Below are 15,284 nucleotides of genomic sequence, written 5' to 3' on the forward strand. Positions count from 1 at the left end.
TAGTCAGGATTTGTCATTTTTGGTCAAGTGCGGTCAGGGATTGTCATTAGGCCAATAAAAAACGTCAGGCGGTTATGCCTGACGTTTTTTTGTAAGCTGGCTATTGAATAATCGGTAACCATTCCATCAATCAACCAACCATTCCTGACCAAACTTGACCACACCTGACTACGCTTGACAACACCTGACCAAACTTGACCACACCTGACAACACCTGACCAAACTTGACCACACCTGACCATCACTGCGTCACAAACTCCCCGCGCTCAACCGACCAGTCGTTACCGAAGAATCCGGACATTTTCACCTCTTTGATCCCGTTCTTCAACATATCCGCTGAGAATATCATCAAATCGGGAAAACCACTGCCGCCGCTGAAATACTGATTGGCATTAGCTGCCTGAAAACCGGCCTTGCCCGTTCCCGAAATGACGGTTACCGATGCAGTCTTGCTATCCGACCTTGGGTAAATAAAATAGGCGGCCAGATCGTTGCCTGCAAACTCCTTCCCTCCTACATCGATCTTCCCGCTCGTGACGGTTACCGGACAGTCTTTCAACACCTTATCCCAGGCAAGGTTCGTGTTTTTGTTACCATAGAGGATTACACCCCTGTCTTTAAACTGCTGTGGATCAAAGTCTTTATCCGAAACAATATCCACCGCACCGTTACCGCGGTAGTACCACGATTCGGCGTCGAACGTCGCCTTTTCAAATGCCCAGGCTTTTTCTTCGGCGCTACCGCCCGTCGCGTACACATACACCATACGGTTTCTGAATGCATCTTTCAATGTGCCGCTCCGGTCCGGGTTCTTCTCAGTAGCCGCAGGCGCCGTCGCCAGTTTCCAATCGCCATCGTTTTTCAGATAAATGGTTTCATTTCCCTTCACCGCATACTCAACCTGCGGTTTCCCGTCCAGCACAATCTTCAATTTTGAACCAGCCGCAAAGGCCGCGAGATCCAGTAAAAGTAATGCCACATTCTCGGTGGTACCCTCTATTTTCAAATCCTTTTTGCTACTGACAAGCTGGATACGGCTGTACTTCAATGCATTAACCTGCTGATGCACGCCTACCCAGCGCATGCGGGAGGAAACACCGGGGTTCGCCGTTTTGAAATCGATAGAAGTGACGGTAGTATCCTTCGGAATAGAATGCCAGCTAAAAAAGTTAAAGATCGGCGGCCAGTCTACACTGATATCACCATACCAATGCTCCCCGCCAATGTGTTCGTAATAGCTGAAATCACGGTGGAATTTTCCGAGAATGTCGCGCATCTGGCGCGCGTACGTAACGGGTACAGTCCTGTCCGCGTCCCCGTGCGCGACGTACACGCCCAGGCTTTTGTAATTGGATGTGAGTGCCAGAACATTACTTGGATTACTGGCTCTCAGCAACATAGCTTCAACCGGCGACCCCGCACTATCCGGAATTACGCCGTCGTGGGAACCATACGCGGCCAGTGTCGGGTACCCGGCCGATGGCGCGATCGCCGCCCATTTTTCGGGATAAGTTGCACCCAGGAACCAGGTACCGTGCCCGCCCATCGAATGACCGGTCAAATATATACGCGATGGATCCGGATTGAATTGCTTCTTCGCGATACCCAGTACCTCCAATGCATCCATCCTGCCCCAATCCTCCCAGTTGAAGCCACGCGGACGGCGGTTTGTAGGCGCTACCAACACACCCCAATCTTTCGGCTTATAAGCACGTGCCTGGCTAATCGCCTGAACCTCTGCACCATGCACCGAGAAAAAGAGCGCCGGTTGGGCATCCGGGCCGCCTTTAATTTGCGGCGAAACGGCAAAGTACTGCACGCTGCCGTCCAGCTCGCTCACAAATGTGCGGCTGTATTGCTTCCCCGCCTCTACCGACTGGATCGCGATTTTCGACTGATCGGTAACCCTGCCGCCTTGTAGCAGGCTGAGCGAAACCTCGTTTTTCCCCACACCAGTTACGCCGCTGCCGTCAATAAGCACGCCTACTTTGCGCAATGTCATAGCAGGAACCGAAGGCAGTTTGGTAACAATACCCTTTCCGGCCACAGTGGTTTTCATTTCCAGACCGGTCAATGCCTTTTTGGTCATGTTTGAAACAACTACGCCCGTCCAGAGCGAGTCGTTTTTGAAACCTGGAACTACATCGGAAATCGTAAGATCCTCTGTATTAATGGAAACCGACTTTTCGGGAAAAGTCAGATTGGCGGTAATGCCGCCGAACCGACCGAACCGCGCTACTCTTGCGTAAATTTCGTTCTTCCCTTTTTTCAGAATAACCGGCAAATGCATCCAGCCATACCGGTACATATCTCCGCCGCGCGGCACGCCATTCAGGAAAATCATGTCCTGCCCTGTAATTGTCAGAATGGCCGTTTGCTCTTTTTTAGATTCATAGGTTAAATACACATAACCGTTCGAAAAAGAGTCGCCGCGAAAACGGTGTGTCGAATCAGCCTGTACTTTCTTCCATTTCACTTCTCCCGCTTTGGGATCGGTCAATAAAATACTTCCTTCTTGCGGTTTGAGCGTACCTTTGTAAAGTTGGTAAGCCAGCTGGTCGGTGTACAAAGCTTCCCGTCCATACTGGTGACACGGCCCGACGGCCAGCCCGTCCTCAAAATGGTAAACAGACTGCGCCTGGTTTTGAGAAAAAACAAATAGTAATGAGAGTGTCGCAAAAATCCTTTTCATCGAAAGAGGTTTAGTGATTTGATAAAAACTAAACTTAATAAAAAATATTAATAATAATGGCCATAATTTTTAATTAACTCATGATTAACCAGAAATGTGCTTAAATGTGGCTCAAATAGCCCATTTTTAACGATCACGCAATCAGAATTAAAAAAATCAAACGTAACTTTCGGTGTACAAACTCACAACTATGACCTCAAAATTTTCACAATCGACAATTCAATTTATTGCTCAACGTCAATGGCTTATCTGGTTATGGAGTTTTCTAATCTTGGTTGCGTGCACTTGGCCGGGCAAAGATCTGCCTGCGGCACCCGTCTTAGGTTTTGATAAAATTGTCCACTCGGGACTCTTTACGGTATGGGCGATTCTCGCGCTGATTATTTACCCTGAAAAAAGCCGCTTCGTGGTAGGACTTGGGATGGCTTACGGGCTGGGGCTGGAATTTTACCAGCAGCTTCTGCCTTTTGACCGCACTTTTGACTGGTGGGACGCCGTGGCAGATGCTGCTGGTGTATTAATCGGTTATCTTTTTACAAAACTGGTGCTGAAAAACTAACGCCAGCGTTTGTATTGGTTGATCAAACCGTTGGTCGAACTGTCGTGGTTGGTAACCGGCCAGTCATTTTGCAACTCGGGGTAAATTTTGTTAGCAAGCTGCTTGCCGAGTTCAACACCCCATTGGTCGAAACTGTAAATGTTCCAGATGATCCCTTGCACGAAAATCTTGTGTTCGTACATCGCGATCAGGCTGCCCAGCACTTTCGGGGTGATCTTCTTTACGAGGATCGAGTTGGTAGGGCGGTTACCCGAGAAAACTTTGAATGGCGCGATCTGCCCGATCTCCGCATCGCTCTTTCCGGCTGCTTTCAATTCGGCGCGCACTTCCTCGTCGGTCTTACCATTCATCAACGCTTCGGTTTGTGCGAAGAAATTGGATAGCAACATTTTGTGGTGCTCGCCCAGGGGATTGTGGCTAACAGCCGGAGCGATAAAATCGCAAGGGATCAGTTTGGTTCCCTGGTGGATCAACTGGTAAAATGCGTGCTGGCCATTGGTACCCGGCTCGCCCCAGATCACCGGACCAGTTTGGTAACCTACCGCCTTGCCGTCGCGACCTGTGCTCTTTCCGTTACTTTCCATATCACCTTGCTGGAAGTAAGCCGCGAAACGGTGCATGTATTGGTCGTAAGGAAGGATCGCCTGCGTTTGCGCGTCGAAGAAATCGTTGTACCAGATCCCGATCAATGCGAGGATCACCGGAATATTGCGTTCCAGCTTGGTTGTACGGAAATGCTTGTCCATCTCGTGTGCGCCCGCGAGCAGTTGTTCGAAATTCTGGAAACCTACGTAGCATGCAATCGACAAACCGATTGCCGACCACAGCGAGTAACGGCCTCCTACCCAATCCCAGAACCCAAACATGTTTTCGGGATCGATACCAAATTTCTCAACTTCCGAACGGTTGGTCGAAATCGCGACGAAATGCTTTTTAACATGCCCTTCATCCGAAGCTTTTTCCAGGAACCAGCTGCGCGCGCTGTGCGCATTCGCCATTGTTTCCTGGGTAGTGAAAGTTTTCGAAGCGATCATGAACAACGTCGTTTCCGGGTTCAGCGACTTCACGGTTTCAGCAATATGCGTACCGTCCACGTTCGAGACGAAATGCACATTCAATCCATTCTTCGCGTAGGCTTTCAACGCCTCGGTCACCATTACGGGGCCCAGGTCGCTACCGCCGATACCGATATTTACGATGTCGGTGATTTCCTTTCCGGTATAACCTTTCCACGCACCCGATCTTACCCGTGTCGAAAAATCTTTCATTTTCGCGAGTACCTCGTTCACATCGGGCATGACATCCTTGCCATCCACGAGCACGGGCTCATTGGAACGGTTCCGCAATGCAGTATGCAAAACGGCACGTCCTTCGGTCGCATTGATCTTCGCGCCAGTGAACATCGCCTCGATCGCCTCTGCCAGACCAGCCTCTTCGGCGAGCTGGACCAGGTACGAGCGCGTACGGGAGGTAATGCGGTTTTTGGAATAATCCAGTAATATATCCCCGAAACGGATAGAGAACTTCTTATGGCGGTCGGTGTCTTCTTCGAAAAGGGTCTTTAAATGCTTTTGCGAAATGGTTTTGTGATGCGTTTTCAGCTTTTTATAAGCCGCCAACTGATCAAAGGGGACGTTTGATAGCATTGTTTCAGGCGTTATGGTAAAAAATCAAACCTTGGTCATGCAAAAATAGGGTTTTACGGCACTTAATGCGCGTTTTTCGCATTAACTCGCCTGGCAAACTCCCCGGAAATACCCCACCGACTCGGCGATCCCGGCCAGTGGTTCCTTCATATCTTTCTCATATTCAAGGCTGCACGACCCGGTGTATTTCACTTTACGGAGCATTTTTACAAATGCAGGAATATCAATAATTCCTCGTCCCAATTCGCAGGTCTTGCCATCCTTCGTCGCGGCCGTCACATTTTTGAGGTGAATGTCAAAAATGCGTTTGCTGTATTTACCCAGATCCGCCACCGAGTCCTGGTTGTCGCGGCGGTTGTGGCCCATATCAAAACAGAGCCCCACGCGCGGGTCGAGGTCCTTCACGTGATTGTATACCGAAGTCGCATTGGGATACAACTTATCCTCCGGCCCGTGGTTATGGATCGCGTAGCGGATATTGTACTCCTTCACTTTTTGCTCCACATATTTCAGGTCGTCGTGATTCGGAATACCGACAATCAGGTCCACCCCTACCCGTTTGGCATAATCGAATGCATTGTCGATCTCCTGGTGAGTTTTGGTATAAATCGGGCCGACCGCGTAACCAGTCACGCCCGCGTCTTTCAACTTCTGGTGAAATGCAGTGATCTGCTCGGCGGTACTATTGTAGGGCAAATGGAAATCCTTGATACACAAATAATGAACATCTGTCTTCTTCATCATTTCGAGCGCCTCGTCGAGTTTGAAATGCACAAAACTGTAACCGGCCATACCAAGCTTGAAAGTATCCTCCTTTTTAGCCGTGGCTGCATTGCTTTGCTCCGGAAGCGAAATGAAGCTGCCGGCCATCAGTCCGGCGATGCCTTTCTTGACAAATGTTCTTCTCGAATTCATTCTGTTTATATTAAATTAAATACTGTACAGGTAAAAGACGAAGAGTCGCGGATTTACCACCTATCCACTCAAATCTTAAGTTTTATCCCAACGCGGTTAATGGCGCCCGTGAGCAATATCACGAGCAACGAGAAACAGGCGGACTTTACAAGTCCGATCCATCCCGTGCGCAGGTACATCGGCAGGCTGATACCCGCCAGCGTAATGATGGCATACCATATATAAGGAATAAGGTAGCAGGTGAGTGTGGCGGTTCCGGCGGGTTTGATCACGTTCGCCCAGCTTTTGATCTTTTTTAAATCGACCAGCCAGAACAGGAACGCAAAAGCCAAAAAGCTGATCCCCGAACAGACGCCTACCCAGGCAGGTGTGGCCCTGATTTTTGAAATACCCCAAAACGGCCGGGTACCAAAACCATACACAAGGGATAGCACTCCCAAAACAATCAGTATCGCGAGAAAAGTACTTCCAATCGCGTTACGGCCCGCATTGTTCCTATAAATGACCGAAGCCACGACGCCCCCCATCACAAAAGCAGGCATGGACCCGCTGCCGACAATCCATACGTACTTTTTTACCGGGTCGAGAAAACCGAGCATACCGGCGAACGCGGCGAGGTTGAAGAGTACAAAAAACAGCCAGCCCGCAATCGCCCACGTGAGGCGGTCGCGCGTGGGCAGGTACGCGAGCGCGCCCAGCAGGTACGACCAGCCGATCAGCCCCAGGATACCATACCAATGCGTCTCCATCCACGACGGATTCTCCACATCGCCACCTTTGTAAATCACGGCCAGCCCCACGAGTAACAGATAACCCGCAACTTTCAAAGCTGTGTAAAGTCCTTTCTTTTCAGGGTTATCGGGGTAAACATTCCAGATCAGCAAAAAGGCGATCACCATCCCGATTTCCCAGACATATTTACTCACAATCATCGCTTCGCCCGCGATGTTTTCATAGTTTACAATGAATACGCCCATGAGCAACAATGCGAACGTTCGCTCGGCGATATGCCTGATAATCAATGCATCAGAATCGCCTTTCTTCTTGCGGTTGGCAATGGCGAAGGGAATCGAAAGGCCGACGATAAACAGAAAACCGGGAAATACGACGTCCGAAAGACCCATGGCATCTTCCGCTGCTTTACTGTGCTTCAACCAGTCGGGAACGTCTTCGAGCGTCCACAGGTCGTTCACAAAAATCATTAAAAACATGGTGACCGCCCTGAATACGTCGATCGAATCCAGGCGGAGCGAGGGGGAATAAGGGGGCATCATCAAAATGTTTGGTTTAGGAAGACCTAATATAGTGCTTTTTCCCCTTCTGATCGCAGAGAATGTACGTATGCACATTTGTCTTCTTTTATTCCCTGCATTACCTATTTTTGATTTTCGAATCAGAGAACATTATTTTTTTAATGCAATATAACCGCGAACAGATCCTTCAACTTGCACCCGACGACGCTTCCGCAAAAGCAGGCCGGCAGCTGGCTACCCCGGGGAAATGGATGGTCAGGGCTGCTAACGAGCTGGCTATCTGGGGAGAATGCCAGGGCAGCGGCAGGAATCCTTATCAGACCGCCATCGATTTGACCAATATTGCATTCAAATGCAACTGTCCCAGCAGGAAGTTTCCGTGCAAGCACGGTTTGGGGTTGTTTTTACTATATGCCGAAGATCAGGGAACATTTCACGTAACCCAGGAAATGCCTGCTTACGTTTCAGAATGGCTTTCCAAACGACAAGCCCGCGAAACAACGCAGGAAACCAAAGAGGAAAAACCGGTGGACGAAACCGCCCGCGCCAAACGCGTGGAATCGCGGGAGAAGAAGGTGGCTGGCGGCATGGAAGAATTGCGCGCCTGGCTGAGCGACGTCATACGCGCAGGCATCGCACAGGTACCTCAGCAGGCGTACCAGTTTCACAACAACATTACCGCCCGGATGGTCGACGCCCAGGCAGGCGGACTGGCCGGTCAACTCCGGCAGATCAATCAGATCAACTTTTTCAACGAAGGATGGCAAAAGCAGCTTTTGAAAAGATTATCAGCACTTTACATCATCTCGGAGGGTTATACTAATCGCGATAGCCTTCCGGCTGCGACTGCCCGCGACATTGCAACGCTGATTGGCTGGACGATTCCGAAAGAGGAAGTTTTACAAACCGAACCCGTTACGGATCACTGGATCGTGCTGTCGGTGACGATGTCGGACGAGGGCAATGTGACTACGGAACGGATATGGCTGTACGGTCTCGGAAGCAGTCGCTTCGCATTGCTATTGAATTTTTACGCCGGAAATCAACCCTACCAAACGATGCTTGTACCGGGCATTCAAATAGACGCCGATATCGTGTACTACCCCGCCTCCGTGCCAATGCGTGCGATGATACGACAACAACGCCCTGTGACAGGCCATCCGGGACAAATTGACATACCCGATTCATTTTCAACCATATACAAAAACATTTCAGGTACATTAAGCCAAAACCCGTTTACAGAACAGATACCATTTATGATCGAAGGCATCAGGGCGACTTTCGCGAACGATCGATGGTTTGTGACTGACCTTGAAGGGCTGAGCGTTCCCATAGCGAATCCCGAAGACGAATGCTGGAATATGCTCGCGTTTTCCGGTGGGCGCCGGTTTTCAGCCTTTGGCGTTTGCGAGCAGGGCCAGTTCGATTTACATTTCATATCGGCAAACCGGCAAGGTATTTTCCTCAAATCATGAATACAGAAATATTGAAGGCCGCATTGCTGGGCACCGACAGGCATATGCCGGACATATCGAAGGAGGCGCCGGAAATTTATACCAGAATAAATGCCTTGCCGACCAGCAAAGAGGATCGTTTCCTTAAAATGGCGTTTACTTCTATCATTTATGAAGAAGCGGGTACTAAACCGGTTACCATAGATGCCCATTTACCCGAATGCCCCGCCGAATCGCGGACGGTTGTTACCGGCCAGCTCGCTGCGTTGTTGCAATCGGCGATGAAGGACCAGAACGATGTATTGTTCGGATTTCTCGTATTCAGGATTGTACAACGGAACGAAGTGGTTCAGCCACAACTGGTTCCTGCCTTGCTCAACAAGGCGCTTGAAAGAAAGAACGACAAGGAGCAGTTACTGGGTATTTGTGGTATGACGGGCCAATGGCTTTGCGACCTGAATCCGCAATGGAAGGTGTTGCGGGATGGCACGCGGGATGAGGAAAATGTGTGGGAAACAGGCTCGACCGAAAGCAGGAAGACATTCTTAACCGCATTGCGCAAAACTGATCCGAATGCGGCCATTGCGTTGCTGGAAGGCACATTGAGCCAGGAAAATGCCAATAACCGGCTGGCATTTCTGCAACTGTTGAACGATGGGCTTTCGCTCTCAGACGAGCCGTTTCTTCAAAAGCTCCTGACCGACAAGAGTCAGAAAGTGCGGGAAACTGTTGTTGGAATGCTTCGGCAGATCCAGGGCTCGGCGGTGAACCGTAGCCATTTCGAATGGCTCCTCCGGATGATCGGGGTGCAGGAGGAACGGCATTTACTGGTAACGAAGAAAAAGAAGCTGGTCATTTCCGATGCCGTAATGCCCGATGAAAGTATTTTCAAAACCGGTGTGGAGAGAGTCAGTACCGAAAAAGGTGTTCAGGACCATGTGTTTATCGCCGGGCAATTACTATCGGCGATAGACCCGGCCGCGCTTTCCGAAAGCATGGAACTTACTGATCAACAATCAATTGGATTGTTCCTCGAACATCCCGCCGCCAAAGCATTGCTACCATTCCTCACGTCCGCGGCGGTGCAGTTCCGGAACAAAGCCTGGGCGCTGGCGTTACTGCACCGGGGCGACGCCAGGGACATCGGCCTACTGAACGCGCTGACGCCTGTCGAGCGCTTGCCATTCTATCTGCAATTCCTGAACGGTAATGCCTCGAACCTGTTTGCCTACTTGCTGGACGATGCTTACTCGCCATTGCCTATCCGACTGGCGGAACAGTTGCTTGACCACCTGTCGAAATTCCCTTACCATATTACACAACCTGTTTACCAACGGCTTGCATTGCAACTACCGGCAGGCATCATGCCCGTTCTGAAAAAATACGCGGAAGACCCGCGTCAGGATTACCAGTTGAGATATTTCAAAAACCAGATGTCCGAAATGATGCGCCTGGTAGAACTCAAAAAAAACATAGCTTAAAGTATGTCACAAAACATTTTACGGCAGGCGGCCGAAGTGCAGTTTGCACAGGAAATCGAGGAATTAAAAAAACAGGACAAGCACGCGCGGCCGGAGAACTGGCTGCTCTCACCACACGCAGTGGTTACCTACCTGATGGGCGGACAGCTCGATAATGGATTTACCGTATCTCCTAAATACATCGGCAACCGCCGGCTCATGGAAATTGCCGTAGCAACGCTCACGACCGACCGGGCATTGCTACTGTACGGCTTGCCCGGAACGGCCAAATCATGGGTTTCAGAGCATATCAGCGCGGCTATTTCCGGCGATTCCGGTCTGGTGATCCAGGGAACGGCGGGCACGGGCGAGGATTCCGTGCGCTACGGATGGAACTACGCGCAATTGCTTTCCGCCGGGCCTGTCCCCGAGGCGATTGTGGAAACACCGGTAATGCGTGGGATGAAAGAAGGCAAAATTGTGCGCGTGGAGGAACTGACCCGCATCGGCTCGGATGTGCAAGACAGCCTTATCACGATTCTTTCGGAAAAAATGTTGCCCATTCCGGAGCTGAATACCAAGGTAATGGCGGTCCGCGGTTTCAATATCATCGCAACGGCCAACAACCGCGACAAGGGCGTCAACGACCTTTCGAGTGCATTGAAGCGGCGGTTCAATACGGTTATCCTGCCGGTGCCGGAGACGATCGAAGAAGAAGTGGAAATTGTACAGCAGCGCGTCGCGAGTTTTAGCAAATCCATTGACCTGCCTATCGAAAAACCGATTCTGGAAGAGATTAACCGAATTGTTACTGTCTTCCGGGAGTTGCGGAACGGGGTTTCTGCGGATGGTAAGACAAAACTAAAATCCCCTTCGGGCTCGTTGAGCACCGCGGAAGCTATTTCGGTGATGAACAGCGGGTTATCGCTGGCATATCATTTCGGAGACGCCAGCCTCAAAGCCGACGACCTGGCCAGCGGTCTGATCGGGGCCATTATCAAGGACCCCGTGCAGGACAAAATCGTTTTCCAGGAATACATGGAAACCGTTCTGAAACAACGCGACGGTTGGAAAGATGTTTACAGGGCTTGCAGGGAAATTATCTGACCGCTATTCTATGTCCGTTCATCTTTTAGGGATCAGGCATCACGGCCCCGGCTCGTCACGGCACGTATTGAATGCATTGGCGGAAATACAGCCGGATGTAATCCTGATCGAAGGTCCGCCCGAGGGCGAAACGATGTTGTCGTGGACGACGCACGCAGATATGCAGCCGCCGGTTGCATTGCTGGCGTACGTGCCAGACAATCCGCAACAAGCTGTATTTTACCCATTTACCATTCACAGTCCGGAATGGAATGCTATTCGGTATGGATTAGAGAACCGGATTCCCGTCCGTTTCATCGATATGCCGCTTGCGCACGGCTTTGCCATGGAAGGGAAAGAAACCAGGCAGCCGGGCGAAGCATCGGCGTTCGCTGAGCAAGTCCGGAAAAACCCGATCTCCTACCTGGCCGAAATCGCGGGGTTTGACGATCCGGAAGAATGGTGGGAGCATCGTTTCGAGATCGCGCAGCAACCTTATGAAGTTTTCGAGGCGATTGCCGAAAGTATGAGCGCGTTGCGGCAAGCGTTACCACAAAGGAGCGACCATCGAGAAGACATTCGGGAGGCGTTTATGCGAAAATCTATTCGCGTTGCGCAAAAAGAGCGTTTTGAGCGCATCGCAGTCGTGTGCGGCGCGTGGCATGTACCGGCACTCATGCATTTACCCAACGCGAAGGAAGACGACGCGCTTTTAAAAAATCTTCCGAAAACCAAAGTGGAAAGCACCTGGATTCCCTGGACAAACGACCGGATGGCATTTGAAAGCGGTTACGGAGCGGGCGTGGAATCGCCGGGCTGGTATATGCACCACTGGCAGCACCCCGACGACCATGGTACGCTCTGGCTTTCGCATACCGCGCACGTCTTCCGCGAGAACCGCGTGGATATTTCTTCGGCGCACATCATCGAGGCCGTACGACTGGCGGGTGCATTGGCGGGGTTGCGGGAACTGCCGCGCCCGGGATTGAAAGAGCTAAATGAAGCTACAATCGCCGTCATGTGTATGGGCGAGCCCGTGCTCATGAAAGTCATTTACCGCGAGCTGATCGTCGGAAAGGCATTCGGGCAAATTCCGGAAGGCACCCCACAGGTACCGCTCCAACGCGACCTCGATATGCTCGCCAGGCGGTTCAGGATGAAGATTATACCGGAAGAAAAAGCCTTAAAACTGGATTTGCGGGAGGAAAATGATTTGCAAAAAAGCATTTTACTGCACCGCCTGCAATTGCTCGGCATTGACTGGGGTACCATGGAAACCGTGAGTGGAAAAGGCACATTCAAAGAAGAATGGACGCTGAGATGGTACCCCGAACTGACGATCAAGCTCCTGGAAAAAGCCCCCTGGGGCAACACCATCGGGGAAGCCGCCACCAAATACCTCGAAAACAGCGCGAAGAAATGCACGCGGCTGGACGAGATCACACCGCTGGTACAAAATGCAATTCCCGCCGATCTGCCAATCGCGCTCGGCGTGGTGATGCGGAAAATGGACGAGCTGGCGGCCAGTACCTCCGATATTGCGATGTTGATGGACGCATTCACGCCGCTTGCACAGGTCAGCCGGTACGGTAATGTGCGGAAAACGGACCGGGAGAGCATCGACCTCATCATGACCACCATTTTCTACCGGATCGTTGCGGGCTTGCCTGCGGGCTGCACCGGTATCGACGACGAACAGGCGGTGGCGACGACCGACAAGATCAGAGAGGTTAACCAGGCGATCCGGATGCTCGAAAGGAAGGAACTAACAGAGAGTTGGACCGCGGCGCTCGAAACCATATTCCACTCCGACCGCACCGCACCCTTGATTCAGGGATATTGCTGCAAGGCATTGTACGACAGCCGATTGCTCGATATGGACGGTACATTCAGCGCATTTTCAAAAGCATTATCATTTAATAATGAGCCATCGGCCTCGGCCCACTGGCTGGAAGGTTTCCTGAAAGACGCAGCCACGGTACTGATCCTGGACGACGTGATCTGGGCGGTGGTGAATAACTGGCTGCAATCGCTGGACGACGAGATGTTTTTGCAAGTGGTACCCCTGCTCCGGCGCACTTTCTCCAATTTCAGTAATGTAGAAAAAAGAAAAATCGCCGGACGGGCAAAACAGGGTAAGTCGGACGCATTAATCCCTCAAACAATTGATATAGACCACCAGAGAGCTTCACAGGTATTGCCGGTACTGGAACTGCTTATGGGTTTTTAATACAAATGCAATGGATGATAATACGGTAAAAAGATGGCGGCTCGTGCTGGGTAAGGAAACGCAGGACGAACTTGAATACACGCTCACCAAAGAGGAGGCCGGGATAGACCGTACCCTGGAAGCACTTTACAACTCAGAGAAAAAAGGTGGGCTCGGTGCCTCCTCTCCCAATGTATCGCGCTGGCTTGGCGACATCCGGGAGTATTTCCCGACGTCGATTGTGAAGGTTATGCAACAGGATGCATTGAAGCGACTGAAACTGACTTCCATGCTCACCGAGCCCGAAATGCTCGAAACCATTGTACCGGATATCCAGCTCGTCGCCAATCTGATGACGCTGGGCAAACTTATTCCTGAAAAAACAAAGGCTACGGCCCGTGAAGTGATCCGCAAGGTGGTGGACCAATTGATACAAAAACTGGCTGGTCCGACACAACAGGCCATTACGGGCAGCCTCAACCGCGCGGCGCGCAACAGACGCCCGCGTCACAACGAGATCAACTGGCACGAAACGATCCGCAAGAATCTGAAACATTACCAGCCGGATTACCAGACGATTATTCCCGAAGTAAGGATCGGCTACGGAAGAAAACGAAAAGCATTAAAAGACGTCGTGTTATGTATCGACCAAAGTGGATCAATGGGAACGTCGGTGATTTACTCCGGCATTTTCGGATCGGTCATGACCTCTATGCCCGCGGTTACGACCAAAATGGTTGTGTTCGATACGTCCGTAGCCGACCTCACGGAAGAGCTCAAAGATCCGGTCGACCTGCTTTTCGGTGTGCAGCTGGGGGGCGGTACCGATATTCACAAGGCGCTTAGCTATTGCCAGCAGCTCGTCACCCGCCCGCTCGACACGGTACTGGTACTCATCAGCGACTTATATGAAGGCGGTAATGAAATCGAAATGCGCAAAAAAGTAGCGCAACTGGTCGATACAGGCGTTCAGGTAATCACCTTACTGGCGCTTAACGACGAGGGTGCTCCCTTTTACGATCACAAAAATGCCGAGTTCTTTGCCAGCCTTGGAATTCCCGTTTTCGCCTGCACACCCGATCAATTCCCCGACCTGATGGCAACGGCATTAAACAAACAGGACATCGCGACCTGGGCGGCTGCTAACGATATCAAAATATGAATTGGGAGGGAAGGGAGAATGGCGTGTACAGACAGTAACCGTTTCCCTTTCCTCCTATTCATCAAATTCATCCAAATAAGATCCCTCCTCAGTCTTGGTCGATTGCGCCACCGCCTCATTGATGTCCCGCATTTCGGCGGCAGTGAGGTTTCTCCACTTTCCGACCGGCAAGTCATCCAATGCTACATTCATAATCCGGACGCGTTTCAGCTTCGTCACATTGTAGCCCAGATACTCGCACATCCGGCGGATCTGGCGGTTGAGACCTTGTGTGAGAATGATCGTGAACACAAAAGGGCCATCTTTCCGTACAAAGCATTTTTTTGTAATAATCCCTAATATGGGCACGCCCGATGCCATTTTCTGGATAAAATCTGGGGTAATGGGTTTGTTTACCGTTACCACATATTCCTTTTCGTGATTATTCCCCGCCCGCAGGATCTTGTTCACGATATCCCCGTCACTCGTGAGGAATATCAACCCTTCCGAAGGCTTGTCGAGTCGGCCGATGGGGAAAATGCGTTCCTTATGGCGAATGTAATCGATGATATTGCCCTTGATATGCCGCTCGGTGGTGCAGGTAATGCCTACCGGCTTGTTGAATGCGATGTAAACGCCTGCCTTTTTTACTTTAAGCGGCTTGCCATCCACGCGTACGTCGTCGCCGTCGGTTGCTTTGTCTCCCAAAACTGCCTTCCGGCCATTGAGGGTCACGCGGCCTTGCTCCACGAGCTTGTCGGCCTCGCGCCGCGAACAAAACCCGGTTTCACTGATAAACTTATTGATCCTGACTGGCTCCAATGCTTTCTATGCTTTTTCCAATGCTTATTTGGCTTACTAAGCGGCAA

At 51.0% G+C, this 15,284-nt stretch carries 11 protein-coding genes; 6 read left to right on the top strand and 5 right to left on the bottom strand.

Features of this window, described 5'->3' with window-relative positions; genetic code table 11:
* Positions 1 to 241: 241 nt before the first annotated feature.
* Positions 242 to 2,692 (bottom strand): alpha/beta hydrolase-fold protein, encoded by a 2,451-nt coding sequence (locus BMW93_RS13475; protein ID WP_090376633.1) that lies wholly within the window; start codon positions 2,690 to 2,692, stop codon positions 242 to 244.
* 190 nt (positions 2,693 to 2,882) lie between these two features.
* Between BMW93_RS13475 and BMW93_RS13480 the strand changes: the two genes are divergently transcribed.
* On the top strand, positions 2,883 to 3,251 hold the full coding sequence (locus BMW93_RS13480) for a VanZ family protein (protein WP_090376636.1): 369 nt from the start codon (positions 2,883 to 2,885) through the stop codon (positions 3,249 to 3,251).
* Here the strand turns inward: BMW93_RS13480 and pgi are convergent.
* The 3 genes from pgi to BMW93_RS13495 all read right to left on the bottom strand — a co-directional run bounded on the left by pgi (position 3,248) and on the right by BMW93_RS13495 (position 7,086).
* Entirely contained in the window at positions 3,248 to 4,897 is a 1,650-nt protein-coding gene (pgi, locus tag BMW93_RS13485; protein ID WP_090376639.1) for a glucose-6-phosphate isomerase, read from the bottom strand. The two genes, BMW93_RS13480 and pgi, sit on opposite strands and share 4 nt — an antisense overlap.
* An 81-nt stretch (positions 4,898 to 4,978) precedes the next feature.
* On the bottom strand, positions 4,979 to 5,812 hold the full coding sequence (locus BMW93_RS13490; protein WP_090376642.1) for a sugar phosphate isomerase/epimerase: 834 nt from the start codon (positions 5,810 to 5,812) through the stop codon (positions 4,979 to 4,981).
* Positions 5,813 to 5,880: 68 nt separating this feature from the next.
* A complete protein-coding gene (locus BMW93_RS13495; RefSeq protein ID WP_218147689.1) occupies positions 5,881 to 7,086 on the bottom strand; it encodes a heparan-alpha-glucosaminide N-acetyltransferase domain-containing protein in 1,206 nt (401 codons plus the stop codon).
* Between the two features lie 140 nt (positions 7,087 to 7,226).
* On the opposite strand from BMW93_RS13495, the gene BMW93_RS13500 reads away from it, so the two are divergent.
* From BMW93_RS13500 to BMW93_RS13520, 5 genes are read left to right on the top strand one after another with little or no spacing between them, the layout of a single operon-like run.
* Entirely contained in the window at positions 7,227 to 8,540 is a 1,314-nt protein-coding gene (locus BMW93_RS13500) for an SWIM zinc finger domain-containing protein (RefSeq protein WP_143061649.1), read from the top strand.
* Positions 8,537 to 10,000: a DUF5691 domain-containing protein gene (locus BMW93_RS13505; protein ID WP_090376648.1), complete on the top strand. Its 1,464-nt coding sequence runs from the start codon at positions 8,537 to 8,539 to the stop codon at positions 9,998 to 10,000. Before BMW93_RS13500 ends, BMW93_RS13505 begins: the two co-directional genes overlap by 4 nt.
* Before the next feature lie 3 nt (positions 10,001 to 10,003).
* Entirely contained in the window at positions 10,004 to 11,086 is a 1,083-nt protein-coding gene (locus BMW93_RS13510) for an AAA family ATPase (RefSeq protein WP_090376652.1), read from the top strand.
* A gap of 10 nt (positions 11,087 to 11,096) precedes the next feature.
* Complete coding sequence (locus tag BMW93_RS13515) at positions 11,097 to 13,295, top strand: DUF5682 family protein (protein ID WP_090376655.1); 2,199 nt, start codon at positions 11,097 to 11,099, stop codon at positions 13,293 to 13,295.
* Between the two features lie 10 nt (positions 13,296 to 13,305).
* Positions 13,306 to 14,436 carry a VWA domain-containing protein gene (locus BMW93_RS13520; protein WP_090376658.1) on the top strand — a complete coding sequence of 377 codons (1,131 nt, stop codon included), beginning with the start codon at positions 13,306 to 13,308 and terminating at the stop codon, positions 14,434 to 14,436.
* A gap of 54 nt (positions 14,437 to 14,490) precedes the next feature.
* Here the strand turns inward: BMW93_RS13520 and rluF are convergent, their stop codons facing one another.
* Positions 14,491 to 15,237, bottom strand: coding sequence for a 23S rRNA pseudouridine(2604) synthase RluF (gene rluF, locus BMW93_RS13525; RefSeq protein WP_090376660.1), 747 nt, complete (start codon positions 15,235 to 15,237; stop codon positions 14,491 to 14,493).
* Positions 15,238 to 15,284 lie beyond the last annotated feature (47 nt).

This window comes from Dyadobacter sp. SG02 (assembly GCF_900109045.1).
Classification (GTDB): Bacteria; Bacteroidota; Bacteroidia; order Cytophagales; family Spirosomataceae; genus Dyadobacter.

Excerpts from the sequence above, each read along its gene's own strand:
- pgi (WP_090376639.1), bottom strand. The coding sequence starts at position 4,897 with ATGCTATCAAACGTCCCCTTTGATCAGTTGGCGGCTTATAAAAAGCTG.
- BMW93_RS13495 (WP_218147689.1), bottom strand. The coding sequence starts at position 7,086 with ATGATGCCCCCTTATTCCCCCTCGCTCCGCCTGGATTCGATCGACGTA.
- BMW93_RS13510 (WP_090376652.1), top strand. The coding sequence starts at position 10,004 with ATGTCACAAAACATTTTACGGCAGGCGGCCGAAGTGCAGTTTGCACAG.
- BMW93_RS13475 (WP_090376633.1), bottom strand. The coding sequence starts at position 2,692 with ATGAAAAGGATTTTTGCGACACTCTCATTACTATTTGTTTTTTCTCAA.
- BMW93_RS13490 (WP_090376642.1), bottom strand. The coding sequence starts at position 5,812 with ATGAATTCGAGAAGAACATTTGTCAAGAAAGGCATCGCCGGACTGATG.
- BMW93_RS13505 (WP_090376648.1), top strand. The coding sequence starts at position 8,537 with ATGAATACAGAAATATTGAAGGCCGCATTGCTGGGCACCGACAGGCAT.
- BMW93_RS13515 (WP_090376655.1), top strand. The coding sequence starts at position 11,097 with ATGTCCGTTCATCTTTTAGGGATCAGGCATCACGGCCCCGGCTCGTCA.
- BMW93_RS13480 (WP_090376636.1), top strand. The coding sequence starts at position 2,883 with ATGACCTCAAAATTTTCACAATCGACAATTCAATTTATTGCTCAACGT.
- BMW93_RS13520 (WP_090376658.1), top strand. The coding sequence starts at position 13,306 with ATGGATGATAATACGGTAAAAAGATGGCGGCTCGTGCTGGGTAAGGAA.
- BMW93_RS13500 (WP_143061649.1), top strand. The coding sequence starts at position 7,227 with ATGCAATATAACCGCGAACAGATCCTTCAACTTGCACCCGACGACGCT.